At 45.8% G+C, this 15,419-nt stretch carries 19 protein-coding genes; all 19 read left to right on the top strand.

Going from position 1 to position 15,419, the window contains the following annotated elements; all coding sequences use genetic code 11:
* Positions 1 to 579 precede the first annotated feature (579 nt).
* The 19 genes from NC99_RS16075 (at position 580) to nuoK (ending at position 15,412) form a co-directional block, all read left to right on the top strand.
* On the top strand, positions 580 to 1,014 hold the full coding sequence (locus NC99_RS16075; protein WP_157624978.1) for a DUF6573 family protein: 435 nt from the start codon (positions 580 to 582) through the stop codon (positions 1,012 to 1,014).
* A gap of 87 nt (positions 1,015 to 1,101) precedes the next feature.
* Positions 1,102 to 1,365 carry a hypothetical protein gene (locus tag NC99_RS21965; RefSeq protein WP_157624976.1) on the top strand — a complete coding sequence of 88 codons (264 nt, stop codon included), beginning with the start codon at positions 1,102 to 1,104 and terminating at the stop codon, positions 1,363 to 1,365.
* On the top strand, positions 1,352 to 2,938 hold the full coding sequence (locus tag NC99_RS16070) for a multicopper oxidase family protein (RefSeq protein ID WP_239684468.1): 1,587 nt from the start codon (positions 1,352 to 1,354) through the stop codon (positions 2,936 to 2,938). The genes NC99_RS21965 and NC99_RS16070 overlap by 14 nt, the downstream gene beginning before the upstream one ends.
* A gap of 26 nt (positions 2,939 to 2,964) precedes the next feature.
* On the top strand, positions 2,965 to 3,579 hold the full coding sequence (locus NC99_RS16065; RefSeq protein ID WP_053185956.1) for a class I SAM-dependent methyltransferase: 615 nt from the start codon (positions 2,965 to 2,967) through the stop codon (positions 3,577 to 3,579).
* Positions 3,580 to 3,681: 102 nt separating this feature from the next.
* Positions 3,682 to 4,317 (top strand): Spy/CpxP family protein refolding chaperone, encoded by a 636-nt coding sequence (locus NC99_RS16060; RefSeq protein WP_162231240.1) that lies wholly within the window; start codon positions 3,682 to 3,684, stop codon positions 4,315 to 4,317.
* A gap of 18 nt (positions 4,318 to 4,335) precedes the next feature.
* Positions 4,336 to 4,557 carry an SHOCT domain-containing protein gene (locus tag NC99_RS16055; RefSeq protein WP_053185951.1) on the top strand — a complete coding sequence of 74 codons (222 nt, stop codon included), beginning with the start codon at positions 4,336 to 4,338 and terminating at the stop codon, positions 4,555 to 4,557.
* Positions 4,558 to 4,565: 8 nt separating this feature from the next.
* Positions 4,566 to 4,796, top strand: a complete 231-nt coding sequence (locus tag NC99_RS16050) for a thioredoxin family protein (RefSeq protein WP_053185948.1) — start codon at positions 4,566 to 4,568, stop codon at positions 4,794 to 4,796.
* A complete protein-coding gene (locus NC99_RS16045) occupies positions 4,793 to 5,179 on the top strand; it encodes a DUF302 domain-containing protein (protein WP_053185944.1) in 387 nt (128 codons plus the stop codon). Before NC99_RS16050 ends, NC99_RS16045 begins: the two co-directional genes overlap by 4 nt.
* 11 nt (positions 5,180 to 5,190) lie before the next feature.
* On the top strand, positions 5,191 to 5,649 hold the full coding sequence (locus NC99_RS16040) for a rhodanese-like domain-containing protein (protein ID WP_053185941.1): 459 nt from the start codon (positions 5,191 to 5,193) through the stop codon (positions 5,647 to 5,649).
* A gap of 84 nt (positions 5,650 to 5,733) precedes the next feature.
* Positions 5,734 to 6,186, top strand: coding sequence for an NADH-quinone oxidoreductase subunit A (locus tag NC99_RS16035; protein ID WP_053185938.1), 453 nt, complete (start codon positions 5,734 to 5,736; stop codon positions 6,184 to 6,186).
* Complete coding sequence (locus NC99_RS16030) at positions 6,158 to 6,796, top strand: NADH-quinone oxidoreductase subunit B (protein ID WP_053185934.1); 639 nt, start codon at positions 6,158 to 6,160, stop codon at positions 6,794 to 6,796. Before NC99_RS16035 ends, NC99_RS16030 begins: the two co-directional genes overlap by 29 nt.
* Positions 6,797 to 6,804: 8 nt before the next feature.
* Complete coding sequence (gene nuoC / locus NC99_RS16025) at positions 6,805 to 8,544, top strand: NADH-quinone oxidoreductase subunit C/D (protein WP_053185930.1); 1,740 nt, start codon at positions 6,805 to 6,807, stop codon at positions 8,542 to 8,544.
* 14 nt (positions 8,545 to 8,558) lie between these two features.
* Positions 8,559 to 9,038, top strand: coding sequence for an NADH-quinone oxidoreductase subunit NuoE (gene nuoE / locus NC99_RS16020; protein ID WP_053185926.1), 480 nt, complete (start codon positions 8,559 to 8,561; stop codon positions 9,036 to 9,038).
* Between the two features lie 23 nt (positions 9,039 to 9,061).
* Positions 9,062 to 10,339 (top strand): NADH-quinone oxidoreductase subunit NuoF, encoded by a 1,278-nt coding sequence (gene nuoF / locus NC99_RS16015; RefSeq protein WP_053185922.1) that lies wholly within the window; start codon positions 9,062 to 9,064, stop codon positions 10,337 to 10,339.
* 2 nt (positions 10,340 to 10,341) lie between these two features.
* Positions 10,342 to 13,038, top strand: a complete 2,697-nt coding sequence (nuoG, locus tag NC99_RS16010; RefSeq protein ID WP_053186000.1) for an NADH-quinone oxidoreductase subunit NuoG — start codon at positions 10,342 to 10,344, stop codon at positions 13,036 to 13,038.
* Positions 13,031 to 13,987 carry an NADH-quinone oxidoreductase subunit NuoH gene (nuoH, locus tag NC99_RS16005; RefSeq protein ID WP_053185919.1) on the top strand — a complete coding sequence of 319 codons (957 nt, stop codon included), beginning with the start codon at positions 13,031 to 13,033 and terminating at the stop codon, positions 13,985 to 13,987. The genes nuoG and nuoH overlap by 8 nt, the downstream gene beginning before the upstream one ends.
* A gap of 37 nt (positions 13,988 to 14,024) precedes the next feature.
* Positions 14,025 to 14,540 (top strand): NADH-quinone oxidoreductase subunit NuoI, encoded by a 516-nt coding sequence (gene nuoI, locus NC99_RS16000; RefSeq protein WP_053185916.1) that lies wholly within the window; start codon positions 14,025 to 14,027, stop codon positions 14,538 to 14,540.
* 39 nt (positions 14,541 to 14,579) lie between these two features.
* Complete coding sequence (gene nuoJ, locus NC99_RS15995; protein WP_053185913.1) at positions 14,580 to 15,110, top strand: NADH-quinone oxidoreductase subunit J; 531 nt, start codon at positions 14,580 to 14,582, stop codon at positions 15,108 to 15,110.
* Positions 15,107 to 15,412, top strand: coding sequence for an NADH-quinone oxidoreductase subunit NuoK (gene nuoK / locus NC99_RS15990; RefSeq protein WP_053185910.1), 306 nt, complete (start codon positions 15,107 to 15,109; stop codon positions 15,410 to 15,412). The genes nuoJ and nuoK overlap by 4 nt, the downstream gene beginning before the upstream one ends.
* Positions 15,413 to 15,419: the final 7 nt, after the last annotated feature.

Here is a 15,419-nt window from a genome sequence, read left to right as displayed (position 1 = left end):
TACTACCAGCCATTCATTCATGAATGGAAACAACGCATTGACTTTTCTTAAAACCCAGGGATAAGTATCGAAGAAGCTGGTTCTTCAGCAAATCGTTTGTCAGATTTTGACGATCGAAGTCAGGCATTTCCAGTTATTTTTTTTAGTTCTTCGAAACTAATAAATTCTACTGATATTTTATTAAACTATGTTCGATGTTTTTCGAGATCACCCCGATCTGGAATGCTCATTATTCATTCAGGGCAAGCAAAAAGGCGAAGTGTCAGTTCACTTGAGTTCGATCATTGAATTATTTTCAACTATTCCAATACTCATAGGCTTAAGCTGTTTTACTCAAATTTTCCTCAAAGTTATTGATCGCTTCCCGGAACGGTAAAGGGGCGGTTGCTTTTCGTGGCAACCGTCCTTCGGATGCGTTCAGCTTTTTCCTTTCCAAATCAAACATTCCCTCCACACGGAAAACCTGACATGCACCCCATTGACCTCACCCGGGACACCTCAATGCCAGTACGCCAAAAATTTAAGTTTAAAGGCGTGCCAGATGCCATTATAAGTCCGCAGGGCAAGCGGCGATCTATTATGAATGATTTCAAAAATTTAAAACCCATTTCAGTTTACTCTACAAAACAGGCCGTTGATGATGGTTTTCTGATTCAAGTTGATCAAAAGATTTCCAAGGAAGCTGGGATTCGTCATCCGGTTTACCTGACCCGATCGGTTTGGGACAAATATGTGGAAGTTCCCGAAGGGATGGAAGTTTATCAGAACCAGGATGGCCGATTATGGGATGTGCTGTTCATGTTTGCCTTTTTCGCCCGGAAGGAATCTTCTTCTCACTTGCTTTTTAAGCTATTGATCCAACTGCCGGACACCGGTGATTGGGAGCAGAACGAAAAAGTAATGGACAGGTCGAACCGGCTGTTGCGCGAAGTTACCCTAAAGGCCTTGATAACAGCCCGTGATTTTGATGATCCGTCGCCTGCGATTTTCATTATGAAACCGTTTGAAGATTAACCAATTCTGATGATTTGAACACCAGGGCCGAGTGCCCCTTTTTTGTTCGTTCCCATGGCTTTTCAGGAAAATTGTTAAATCTGACGTATGGAATTAGGATACAAATCAGCCAGCTGTCCCTCTTTTGCCCATCAAAAAAAAGAAGACCCCAAGCCAACAGCTGCTTGTCAATTTTTCTACGAATTCAGTAACTACCAAACTGTGCTCGAAAGATCAAACAAAGGCGATCGTTCTTTGTTATGTTTTTGTAGCTCAATTAAATGCCCATTTGTTCACAAAGCTAATTTGCTTTTAAAAATTACTACGTCCGGGCAAGTATTCATCAAAATTGTATTAAATGAAGCGAGCTGATTTTATAAAAAGACTAGGTGGAGGGATTGCGGCTTCTGCGTTTTTGCCTGCATTCACATTTTGCGGGAACGGCAGCAGGGGTACAATGATCGAAGGAAATTACAAGATTAACGCTAGTTTTAATCCTGATGTTGATGTCGAATTTACAGCCATCCGGAACAATATTCAGGTAATGAGTGGCAACAAAACAGAGGTCTATTCTTATGTATTGAATGTACTAAAAGCAGACAATGCCACTGTTGAAAATCTGCCCGGCTCATGGTTGGGGCCCGTTTTCAGAGTGAAGCAGCGACAGAGAATCAGGGTTCGGTTTAAAAATCAACTTCCACGTGAGAGTGTTATTCACTGGCACGGGCTGCACATTCCGCCGGAAATGGACGGACATCCAATGTATGCCGTGGAAAACGGAGCGCAATATGTATATGAATTTGAGGTGAACAACCGTCCTGGAACCTACTGGTTTCATCCACATCCCGATAAGATTACCGGCCAACAGGTTTACGAGGGGCTTGCAGGAATGTTTATCGTTGAAGGGAACGAAGATCATCTGCCGACAGAAAAATACGACCTTCCCCTCATTATTCAGGACCGGATATTTGACGGAAATAATCAACTGGTTTACATGCAAAATAATCAGATGAGCAGGATGCAAGGTTTTCTGGGCGACCGGATTGCGGTAAACGGAACCCTCGAAAATAACATACACGTTTCAAAATCAACTTACCGATTTCGTGTTTTGAATGGTTCCAACTCAAGGATTTACAAACTTGCCTGGAGCGATGGTTCCGATGTGATTGTTATCGGAACCGATGGAGGATTATTGTCCCGACCTGTCCGAAAACCTTATGTGATGCTCGCTCCCGGCGAACGCATTGAAATTTGGAAAGATTTTTCAGAAATGAATGCTGAAGGCCAGGTTTATCTGCATAGCCTGCCGTTCAATGATGGCACTTCCATGGGAATGGGAGGTGGCATGATGGGAGACCAGATGATGTCCGGCTCAGGGCTGTCAAACGGTACCGGTTTCGACATCTGCTCGTTTACGGTTACTTCCGAAAGTGGCGAAAGAAAATCGTTGCCCTCCGCTTTTCAAAATATCAGTTCCATTCCGGAGTCGGAAGCTGTAAATGCGGCCTCTCCGCGTCAGTTCCGTTTTTTCAACCAGCGCATGCAGTGGGTGATTAACGGAGAAACCTTTGAAATGAGGGAAGTAGCAGACTGGGAAAAAGTAAGCCTGAATACTACTGAAGTTTGGGAGTTTATAAACGGCGATGATGGCCGGGGAATGGGAATGATGCAGGATATGATGCGTATGCCCCATCCGGTGCATCTGCATGGGTTGCAGTTTCAAATTATCGATCGTGATATTTCCGGGGTAAGCGCTGACTCATGGGGGACAGTCGAGGATGGTTTTATTGACGATGGATGGCAGGATACTTTTTTGTTATTGCCGGGAATGAAAGTTAAAATAGCACTGAAATTTGAAGATTTCACCGGCGTTTATGTCTACCACTGCCACAACCTGGAGCACGAAGATATGGGAATGATGCGTAATTACGAAGTCGTGGAATAGAACATAAATAGTAAAGAATTGGTGCCATGACAAACAAAATTAAAAAACGATATAACCGGATTGCCGGAGTTTATGATATCCTGGACCAACCCATGGAAATGGGTTTCCATAAGTGGAGAAAGAAAATGTTACGCGAAGCTTTCGGCAAAACTCTGGAAGTGGGCATTGGCACAGGTAGAAATTTACCATTTTATCTAGAGGATGTAGAACTTACAGGAATAGATTTCAGCGAAAAAATGATTGAAAAAGCCCAAAGTAAAAACAACCGCCCGGAAAAAACGGAGCTACTGGAAATGGATGCAGAAAATATGTTTTTCGACGACAATACTTTCGATACGGTAGTTACCTCATGCGTGTTTTGTTCCGTCCCCGATCCCGTGCAGGGCTTGAAAGAAATAAGGCGGGTATGTAAAAACGGCGGAAAAATATTAATGCTGGAACATGTGCGCAGCCACAAAAAAGCGGTGGGCCCGTTGATGGATGCCTTCAACTTTATCCCCCTTAATATTTATGGGGCGAACATCAACCGCGAAACGTACGATAATTTGTTGAAAGCAGGTTTTGAACCGAAAAACATACGGGGTGAAAATGTGTGGTTAGATATTGTCAAACTCATACGGATAACCAACAACAAACAGTAAAAATAGCAAAAACAATAAAATACTATAAAATCTTCTATGAATTATATAACACATAAATTATTAATTATCATGTACTTTGTAAAACAATTAAAAATTAATGACATGAAAAAGATGAAAAAGTTAGTAATTATCGCAACAGCCCTCCTATTTATGGCAGGGTATTCGGCAAGTGCCCAAATGATGGGCCAGAACAACAAAAAGAGTCAAAAACAAGGCATGATGATGCAAAAAAGCGGAATGATGCAAGGAGGAATGATGCAGGGCATGATGAACAACGGGAAATGCCCCATGTGCGGCCAGATGATGAACCAAAATATGCCCATGAAAAAATACGGCATGATGGTAAACCACCTGCCCAACATGCAGCAGCAACTGTCGCTTACCGATGACCAGGTAAACCAATTGTATGATTTACAGACAGAATTCAAAAAGCAGCAAATCGATTATCAGGCAGAATTACGTAAGAAACAGATGAAACTGAAAAGTTTATTGGCAGACAACGCCCCGGCCGGCCAGGTGAAAAACCAGATGAAAAACTGTGCTGATACGAAAATCAACATGAAAGCCGCCGCTTATGAAACCGCCGGCAAAATGAAAGCGGTACTCACCGATGAGCAGAAAGAAAAGATGAAAAACATGATGATGCAACATGGCGGCATGATGCAAGGTGGCATGATGCAGGGAGAAGGCGGAATGATGAACCAGCAACAGGATCAGGATCATGAAGAACACCATTAACAAGAAAGGAGCAATAGTATGATGAACGGATTTGGAGGTCACGGCTGGGGCATGGGCTGGTGGTGGATCATCGGGCTTATTATCATAATCGTTATTGTTTGGATGGTGGTTAAGGGAATGAACCAAAGCAACAGCCCCGGTCAAAGGCCCGGCAAGTCGGCGCTCGATATTTTGAAAGAGCGCTATGCCAAAGGAGAAATTGATAAACAGGAATTTGAAGAACGCAAAAAAGATTTATAGGAGTAAAAATGGAAATTATAATAGCAGCTACCAAAACATGCACACACCGGCCAAAACTTGAAGAACAATTGCAAGATGCCGGATTGCAATATGAATTATTGTACTTTGAAGACCATCCGGAGTTAATTGAAACGTATAAATTAAAAACATCGCCACTTTTAATTGTGGATGATAAAGTAGTTTCGATAGGAATGCCGGAACATAGTCAGATTAATGAATTAAAAGATAAATTATCATGAAGTATTACATTGAGAAAACAACAGAGTACGCTTTTGACGAAGCCGTCGAGAAGGTGACCGAAGCACTGAAAAAAGAAGGTTTTGGCGTATTGTCGGAAATCAACATCCACGAAAAGCTGAAAGAAAAGCTGGACGTAGATTTCAGAAAATACCGGATCTTGGGCGCCTGCAACCCCCGCAAAGCATATGAAGCCCTTCAGTTTGAAAACAAAATCGGAACCATGCTGCCCTGCAATGTCATTGTACAGGAGTTGGACGATGGCAAAACAGAAGTTGCCGCTGTAAACCCGGTGGCCTCCATGCTGGCTGTTGATAACCGGAGTTTGACCGAAGTAGCCAGTGAGATAGAGGAAAAACTGCAACGGGTAATGCATTCATTATAAAAACAGAAAATATGGATATTAATAAAAAGCGAACACCGAAAAGAGAAGAGGCACAAATGGTACCACAACCGGTAAGAGGCGAACCCGGGCTGGTACATGTAGATACCACCTGGGGGATCATCCAGCCATTGCAGGTAAGGGAAAATGTCCGTACTGTGGATGAAATTGAAATCGGTGAATTTCAGGAAAAGGGGCTGCCGATAATCGATGCCCGGACATCCGGTTTTTATGAAGTATCAACCATCCCCGGAGCGAAGAATATCCCCCATGATGAAATAACCGACAGGATGGATGAGCTGGACCGCGACCAGCCGTCCATCTTTTTTTGCAACGGCCCACAATGCCCGCAATCGCCAACGGCCATCCATAATTTACTGGAGGCAGGTTACCCTCCCGAAAAAATGCTTTACTACCGAGGTGGCATGCACGATTGGGTAACGCTGGGCCTGCCGGTGGTCAAAAATACGTAATTTATCGAATAGGTTTAGGCCTGAAAGAAGAAAAAATTCTTCCCGTTGGCTTAACACACAACATGAAGCATCGTATATTAACTAATGGAAAACACATCTGATACCACCTTATTATGGCCATTCCTGTTGTACGGGATTTCCGTTGTGTTATTGGTGGCAGGCATCCTGTCAGTCTCTTATTTTCTGGGTGAACGGCATAAAGAACATGCCACGGATGAAGCGTTTGAATCGGGCATCACGGCCACCGGTACATCACGGCTGCGCTTTCCCGTCCATTTTTATGTCATCGCCATGTTTTTCGTTATTTTTGATTTGGAAGTCGCATTTATCATATCGTGGGCAATTGCCATCAGGGAGACAGGCTGGTCGGGCTACCTCGCAATCCTGGTTTTTGCAGTGGTTTTATTGGTTGTACTTATTTACGAATGGAAATCGGGAGCGCTCGATTTTGGCCCCAGCGGAAAGAGAATTTTGAATGCTTATCATAAAAACATAAAAAAAAACGCTAATGAAGTGGTGGACAAGCAAGTTAAATAACCCGGTAGTTCCTGAAACAGGAAACGGATCATTTGAAGAAACAGTTCAGAGAAATGTGCTGCTCACCAACATGGAGAGCATGGTGGCCTGGGGAAGGAAAAACTCCATCTGGCCGTTCAACTTTGGCTTGTCGTGTTGCTATGTGGAGATGGCCACTTCAATCACCAGCCGCTACGATATTGCCCGTTTTGGCGCCGAAGTGATACGGGGCACGCCGCGCGAAGCCGACATGATGGTGATTGCCGGTACCGTATTTATTAAAATGGCGCCTGTAATCAAACGCTTGTATGAACAGATGATGGAACCGCGCTGGGTTATCTCGATGGGTTCCTGTTCCAATTCAGGCGGTATGTACGATATTTATAGCGTGGTGCAGGGCGTGGATAAATTTATGCCGGTAGATGTGTATGTGCCCGGGTGCCCGCCACGCCCCGATGCCTTTTTGGAGGCCATTTTATTGCTCAGGGACCAGGTCGGGAAAGAGAAAAGGCCGTTGAGCTGGGTGATGGGACCGCAGGGAATTGTAAAACCGGAAAAAATTTCAATGAAAGCTATTCAGGGGCCGGAAAGGTTGAAAATGACGGAAATTAAAAGTCCCGATGAAATATAGGAAATCAGATGACAGCTATCGCTTCCATATTAAATGATAAGTTTCAGGATTCCATCCTAAGCATCCAGGAAACAAAAGATGAATTTCCAACCCTATGGGTAAATCCCGGCCGGATTGTTGACGTGCTTGGTTTTTTAAAAAACGAAGTAGCCCGGCCTTTTAAAATGCTCTACGACCTCACGGCAATTGACGAACAGGCTAGGAACCATCGCCAGGGACAACCTGACAGTGGCTTTACGGTCGTGTATCAACTGCTCTCTTTTGAACGGAACAGTTTTATCCGCCTGAAAGTCCCGCTTACTTCCGAAAAACCTACCCTCCCTTCCATCACTTCGATATGGCCTGCTGCCAACTGGTACGAAAGGGAAGTGTATGACATGTTTGGTATAAAATTTCAGGGGCACCCCCATTTGAAAAGAATTTTGATGCCCCAAACCTGGGAGGGGCACCCGCTACAAAAATGCCATCCGGCCAGGGCTACGGAAATGGGGCCCTTTCAACTTCCGGAAAGCAAACAGGAGATTGAACAACAGGCCTTGCAGTTTAAACCCGAAGAATGGGGGCTGGACAACACCCTGGAAGAGGACGATTTGATGTTCCTCAACCTGGGGCCCCAGCACCCCGGCACTCATGGCGTTTTAAGGTTTGTGCTCCAATTAGATGGTGAAGATATCGTGAAGATTATTCCTGATATCGGATTTCACCACCGCGGTGCTGAAAAAATGGGAGAGCGGCAAACCTGGCATTCCTATATCCCCTACACCGACCGCGTGGAATACCTCGGCGGCGTAATGAACAATTTCCCGTATGTGATGGCTGTGGAAAAGCTTGCGGGGATAACTGTGCCCGACCGTGCTAAGGTTATCCGCATCATGATGAGCGAACTGTTCAGGATATCAAGCCACCTGGTTTGGTACGGCACCTTTGCCCAGGACCTTGGCATGATGACCCCGGTTTTTTTAATGTTCAACGACAGGGAAAAAGTGCTTGATATTGTTGCTGCTGTTACCGGTGGAAGAATGCACCCCAACTGGTTCCGCATTGGTGGAGTAGCCCAGGACCTGCCAACGGGATGGAAAAAACTGATTCAACAATTCATTGACTATTTCCCCAAAAGATTAAAAGAGTACGACCGCTATGTAATGAAAAACGGCATATTCAAAGCAAGGACTGTCGGAATAGGGGTATATTCCACAGAAGAGGCGATTGAATGGGGTATTACAGGGCCAGGGTTAAGGGCCACCGGCTTCGATTGGGATTTCAGAAAAAAACAACCGTACTCCGGTTATGAACAGTTTGAATTTGATGTGCCGACAGCCCAAAATGGCGACTGTTACGACCGCTCAAAAGTTCGGATAGAGGAGATGCGGCAAAGCCTGCGTATTATTCAGCAATGCCTGGATAACATGCCCGAAGGGGAATTTAAATCGGACCACCCGCTTACTACGCCGCCACGAAAAAAACATACCATGCACGACATTGAAACACTCATTAATCATTTTGTACATGTAAGTTGGGGGCCGGTTATGCCTGCAGGCGAAGCCTTTTGCAGCGTGGAAGCCACCAAAGGGAACAACGGTTACTACCTCGTTTCCGATGGCAACACAAACTCATACCGGACAAGGATTCGGACCCCCTCTTTCCCGCACATACAATTTGTGCCGGAAATTAGTACAGGCTATACGATAGCTGATTTGATGGCCATTTTGGGAAGCGTGGATTATGTGCTCTCAGATATTGACCGGTAAATACGTTTTGAAAAATGACAACACAAAATAATATATCAGAAGAGATTAAAAAGGAAATAGAGGAAATCTATCAACATTTCCCGCAAAAAAGCGCGGCATGTATCGAGGGTTTAAAGGTCATTCAAAAACATCACCGCTGGGTATCCGACGAAGCGGTAAAAGAACTGGCCCAAATACTGGAGATGTCGCCGGACGCGATTGACAGCGTGGCCACCTTTTACAGTTTAATATTCCGGAAACCGGTAGGGCGGCATGTCATCCTGGTGTGCGACAGCGTGAGTTGCTGGATGATGGATTATGAAAAAATTGCCGGTTATTTAAAAAATAAGCTTTCAATAGATTTTGGCGAGACCACCAAAGACGACCGGTTTACCTTACTGACCATACCCTGCCTGGGCACTTGCGACCGTGCACCGGCCATGATGGTTGACGAAGACCTGCACAGGGATTTGACAACGGATAAAATAGATGAAATACTTAAAAACTATGAATAGAAAATAATAACCAGGGAAACAGCATGGAAAAACCATTGACCCAACATATTAAAAACGACAACACCTGGCTTTCGCTTAAAGATTACGAAAAAACAGGCGGATATCAGGCACTGCGTAAAGCGTTAAAATTAAACCCGGAGGACGTTACAAAAGAGGTAAAGGAATCGGGTTTGAAAGGGCGAGGCGGAGCAGGTTTTTCAACCGGGATGAAATGGGGCTTTGTGCCCCTGGGGGAAGATGTCCCTACTCCCAAATACTTTGTTGTAAACGGGGATGAAATGGAACCCGGGAGTTTTAAAGACAGGCTGCTGCTGGAAGGAAACCCACACCAGTTGCTCGAAGGGATGATTATTGGCGCGTATGCCATCCAGGCGCAGTTCGCTTATGTTTTTCTCCGTTGGGCTTATCACCAGGCGGCAAGGGCAATTACCCGGGCCATTGAGGAAGCTTATGAAGCAGGGTATCTGGGAAAAAATATCGCAGGAAGCGATTTTCAACTCGATGCCTCCCTGCATGTAAGCGTTGGCCGCTACATGTGCGGTGAGGAAACAGGCTTGCTCAACGCGCTGGAAGGAAAAAGGGCGAACCCCCGGTCAAAACCGCCGTTCCCCGGCGTAAGTGGGTTATTTGGGAAACCCACTGTAGTGAACAATGTGGAAACCCTGTGCAATGTGCCCCACATTATTGCCAATGGCGCCGGTTGGTTTAAAAGCCTGAGCAAAACCGATGAAGGAGGCACTAAAATTTATGGCGCCAGTGGCCGCGTGAAAAAACCCGGTTTATGGGAATTGCCATTGGGTGTTTCGCTGCGCGAAATCCTGCAAGAACATGCCGGGGGGATGCAGGACGATTTCCAGTTTAAAGGGGTGTTGCCCGGGGGCGGCTCTACCGATTTTTTGACCGGCGACCATATGGATGTAACGATGGACTATGCCGGCGTGGGCAAAGCCGGAAGCCGGCTGGGCACAGGTACACTTATCGTGTTGGATGACAAAACCTGCCCCGTGGGGATGGTACTGAACCTGGAACGTTTTTTTGCACAGGAATCGTGCGGTTGGTGCACACCATGCAGGGAAGGGTTGCCCTGGACAGCCAAAACCCTGGAAGCAATTGAAAACGGGAAAGGCGAAATGAAAGACCTCGACATCCTGAATTTTCAAACTCGGTACATGTCGCCGGGAAATACCTATTGCGCGCTGGCGCCGGGCGCCATGGAACCCTTGCAAAGCGCCCTGAAATATTTCAAAGAAGATTTTGAAAAACATATTCACGAACATAAATGTCCCTGGAAAAAGGAATAGCAATGGCTAAAATAATTATAGACAATAAGGAATATGAATCAGACGAAAGCAAAAACCTGCTGGAAGCCTGTCTTTCGCTGGGGCTCGACCTCCCCTATTTTTGCTGGCACCCCGAGCTTGATTCGATAGGTGCATGCCGCCAGTGTGCCGTAATAAAATACAAAGACGAGGACGATACCAAAGGAAAGCTGGTCATGGCCTGCCTCGAACCGGTGACCGATAAGGTACGCATCTCCCTGGAAGTTGATGAAGCAAAGCAATTCCGCGCAGATAATATTGAAGCCCTGATGATTAACCACCCGCACGACTGCCCGGTTTGCGACGAAGGCGGGGAATGCCACCTCCAGGACATGACCGTAATGTCAGGCCACAACTACCGCCGGTACCGTTTTAAAAAACGTACGCACACCAACCAGTACCTCGGCCCTTTTATTAACCACGAAATGAACCGGTGCATCCAGTGTTACCGCTGTGTAAGGTTCTATAAAGATTATGCGGGCGGAAAAGACCTGGATGTATTTGGCGCGCACGACGACATTTATTTTGGGCGGCATGAACCCGGGACACTGGAAAATGAATTTAGCGGCAACCTTGTGGAAATATGCCCGACTGGTGTTTTTACAGACAAAACGTTAAAAAAACATTACACGAGGAAATGGGACCTCACCAACGCGCCTTCGGTCTGCCACAATTGCGGACTGGGCTGCAACATCATTGCCTCGGAACGGTATGGTGGTATCCGTAGGATACTGAGCCGCTACAACGGCGATGTAAATGGGTATTTCCTATGCGACCGCGGAAGGTTTGGTTATGAATACGTAAACAGCAAAAAACGGATTCAGTTCCCTTTCAAAAAACAAAATAATTCACTCGTCCAGATAGAAAAAAAACAGGCTATTCAGGAAATAAGGAAAGTTGCTGAAGGGAAAAAATTAATTGGTATCGGCTCGCCCAAAGCATCCCTCGAATCCAACTTTTTGTTGCGGCAATGGGTGGGGGCCAAAAATTTTTATGCAGGAATTCCCGAAACAGAAGGAAAACTAATTCAGAAGGTTATTGAAATAGTAAAAAGCGGAAAGGTAAATGTGCCCTCCCTGAACGAGGTAAAATCGTATGATGCCGTTTTTATTTTGGGCGAAGATGTTACCAACACAGCGCCCATGCTGGCTCTGAACCTGCGGCAGGCAGTCAGGAATACACCTAAAGAGCAGGCGGCCGGTTTGAACATTCCCGTCTGGAACGATGCCGCAGTCAGGGAAGTCGTCCAAGGAAATACCGGGCCATTTTACATAGCAGCCGCGCAGGCTACCAAACTGGATGAGGTTGCCACACAAACATATCGTGCGCACCCCGATGACGTTGCCCGGCTGGGACAGGCTGTCGCCCATGCAATTAATCCGGAACTACCGGAAACAGATTGCAGCAAAGAGGCCGGAAAACTCGCGGAATCCATTGCAGGGGCGCTGCTCGACGCGAAAAAACCGCTGATTGTGGCCGGCACAAGCCTGTACAGCCGAGCCATTATTGAAGCGGCTGCCAATATTGCTTTTGCGCTGAAGGAAAAAGAAAAGGATGCCGGATTATTTTATGTCGCTCCCGAAGTGAATTCGGTTGGCCTTTTTTTAATTTCCGATAAATTTTTGGACCAGGCTTTTGAAAACGTGAATCAAAATGACGATGCGGTCCTGATTGTCCTGGAAAACGATTTATACCGGCGAACGGACAAAAACAGCGTGGATAATTTTCTTCAGGATTATAACGATATTATAGTCCTGGCTTACCTGGAAAATGCCACCACCCAACATGCAACTTATGTACTGCCTGCCGGAACTTTCGCCGAAGCGGACGGCACCGTAATCAACAACGAAGGAAGGGCACAGCGTTTTTATCAGGTTCATGTTCCTGAAAACGATGTGGAAAGCAGTTGGAAATGGTTGCAGGAAATCATGCCGGTCGGAACGGCGGAATCAACAATACATTTCGAAAACATTGTGTACAATCTGGTAAAAACTTTTCCTGATTTGGAGGGAATTCAATCCGTTGCACCGCCGGCAGATTACAGAAAGGGAACACAGAAAATCCCGCGCGAACCGCACCGCTACACCGGAAGGACAGCAATGCATACCAATATAAATGTAAGCGAGCCCAAGCCGCCCGAAGACACGGATTCGGCTCTTTCGTTTACCATGGAAGGTTATTCCGGTATCCCAACCGCAGCCATCACACCGTTTTATTGGTCGCCAGGGTGGAACTCGGCACAGGCCATTAACAAATATCAGATTGAGGTGGGCGGTGAACTCCATGGCGGGAATTCGGGGGTACGGTTGTTTGATAAAAAGAATAGCAACATCGGGTATTTCAAAAACATTACTAAAACATTTTCACCCCAAAAAGGGGAATGGTATGCACTGCCGCTGTACCACATTTTTGGTTCCGATGAACTGAGCGCACAAAGCCCGGCGGTGAACGAGCGGTTACCCAAACCGTACATCGCATTAAATAATTCCGACGCATGGGAAGCCGGTGTGAAGGAGGGTGATTTGCTCGGAATCGTATTGCAGGGTGAAACACTGAAACTGCCGGTAAAGCTAAACACCGGTTTAACCAAAGGGACGATTGGGCTGCCCAAAGGATTAAAAGAAACTGTGGGAACCCGGTTTCCGTTTTGGATAACTTTCAAAAAAATAAAAGATGAATGAGGGAGTATTACATACGCTTGTTGCATTTGGAATATTAGTGGTATTGCTGACCATTGCTGCCGGGTTAATCTGGTTGGAAAGAAGGCTGCTGGCGTTATGGCAGGATCGTTACGGGCCCAATCGCGTTGGCCCCTTTGGCCTGTTCCAGGTGATGGCCGACATGATTAAAATATTTTTCAAGGAAGACTGGATTCCGGGTTTTGCCGATAAAAAAGTATTTGTTATAGCCCCCGCGATGCTGGTGATAACCATTCTAATGAGTTTTGCCATCGTTCCTTTTACACCCGAAATCATGGTGGTTGACCTCAATATTGGCATTTTGTTTTTCCTCGCTATGTCGTCCCTCGGCGCTTACAGTGTTGTACTGGGCGGATGGTCGTCCAACAATAAATATTCGCTCCTGGGGGCCATCCGCGGCGCTGCCCAAATGATTTCCTACGAAGTTTTTATGGGCATGTCGTTAATGGGTGTAGTTATCATGGCAGGTTCTTTAAACATGACCGATATTGTGATAGCGCAGAAAAAAATGTGGTTTATTATTCCCCAGTTCATCGGTTTTGTGATTTTTTTTATTGGGGGCGTGGCGGAAGCGCACCGCCTCCCGTTCGATATAGTGGAAGCCGAGAGCGAGTTGATTGCAGGGTATCATTCCGAGTATTCAGGTTTGAAGTTCGGGTTGTTCTTTGTGGGCGAATATTTGGGCATCACACTTATTTCAGCATTGATAACCACCTTGTTTTTTGGCGGATGGCTCGGTTTTGGGTTCCTGCCACCGGTATTTTGGTTCCTGCTCAAAACGTTTGCTTTCATCATGGTCTTCATCTTGCTCAGGGCTGCCCTGCCCCGCCCGAGATACGACCAGCTGATGTCGTTGGGTTGGAAAATCCTTTTGCCGTTGTCGCTTTTAAATCTGTTGGTAACGGGAGCTATTGTATTGTATTTTCAGTAATAAAATGATGATTTTTATATAAAAAATAGTTGCAACCATGTTCAGTAATTTAAGATCGCTTTGGATTGTTTTTTTACACCTGTTCCGTAAAAGGGAAACTGTTGAGTATCCTGAAGAGAAAACGGAGTTGCCTGCGCGATGGCGTGGCCGTATTGTGCTTACCCGCGATCCGGACTATGAAGAAAGATGTGTTGGCTGTTATTTATGTGCCGCGGCCTGCCCGGTAGATTGTATTTCCCTTCAGGCAACCGAAGATGAAAACGGGCGGAGGTACCCGGAGTTTTTCCGTATTAACTTTTCGCGCTGCATTTTCTGTGGTTATTGCGAAGAGGCATGCCCTACCTATGCCATTCAACTTATCCCCGATTTTGAAATGGCGGAATACGACCGGCAAAACCTGGTGTATGAAAAAGAGGACCTCCTGATAGAAGGGCAAGGCAAATACCATGGTTACAACTTTTATAAAGAAGCCGGCGTGGATTTCGGGGTAAAGAAAAAAGGGGAAGGTGAAAATGAAAACAAACCGGTGGATGTGCGGAAACTGATGCCCTAACCTGCTTGCAGTGAAATTTGAAATAAAAATAAAATAGAAATGAACATACTTTTCTACATCGCGGCTACTGCGGCGATTGTTTCAACCCTTATGATGGTGATCAGTAAAAATGTCGTTCATTCCCTTCTGTTCCTCATTGTCTCGCTGTTTTCGGTTTCGGTGGTCATGTTTATTATAGGCGCTCCCTTTGTGGCTGCTTTGGAAGTAATTATTTATGCCGGGGCCATAATGGTGCTGTTCGTTTTTGTGATAATGATGCTCAATTTAAGCGATGAAGAAAAACGGAAGAAAAGGTTAATGAAGTCCAAAATATGGATTGGGCCCTCGGCAATCTCTCTCATCCTTCTTGCTGAAATGGTGTATGTGCTAACCGCCCAGCCCGGCTATGCGATGGGGCAGGAAGTGGTGCTTCCGGTTGCCGTGGGCGAGCTGATGTTCACAAAATACATTGTAGTGGTCGAATTGGCCGCCTTCCTCCTGATCGCCGGGATTATCGGGGCTTATCACCTGGGCCAGAAGGAGAAGACGGTCCATCACCGTTATTTAAAAAATAAAAATCAAGAACTATGAACGTACCAATGGAACAAGGAATATTGCTGGCTGCCATTTTATTCTGTCTTGGCTTAACGGGCTTGCTGGTACACCGGAATATCATTTACATGCTGATGTCGGTGGAAGTAATGCTGAATGCCGCCGGGCTTGCTTTTATAGTAGCCGGATCGGCCTGGGGCGAGGCTGACGGGCAAGTGATGTTTATTTTTATTTTGGCCATGGCCGCGGCCGAAGTTTCTGTGGGGCTGGCATTAATTATTCAAATGTTTAAAAAATTCAGGTCGGTTGATATCAACAAGGCCAGTACAATGAATGGATAAAATAAAA

Source organism: Sunxiuqinia dokdonensis (assembly GCF_001270965.1).
In the GTDB taxonomy this organism is placed as follows: domain Bacteria; phylum Bacteroidota; class Bacteroidia; order Bacteroidales; family Prolixibacteraceae; genus Sunxiuqinia; species Sunxiuqinia dokdonensis.
This window is presented reverse-complemented; position numbering and strand designations above follow the sequence as displayed.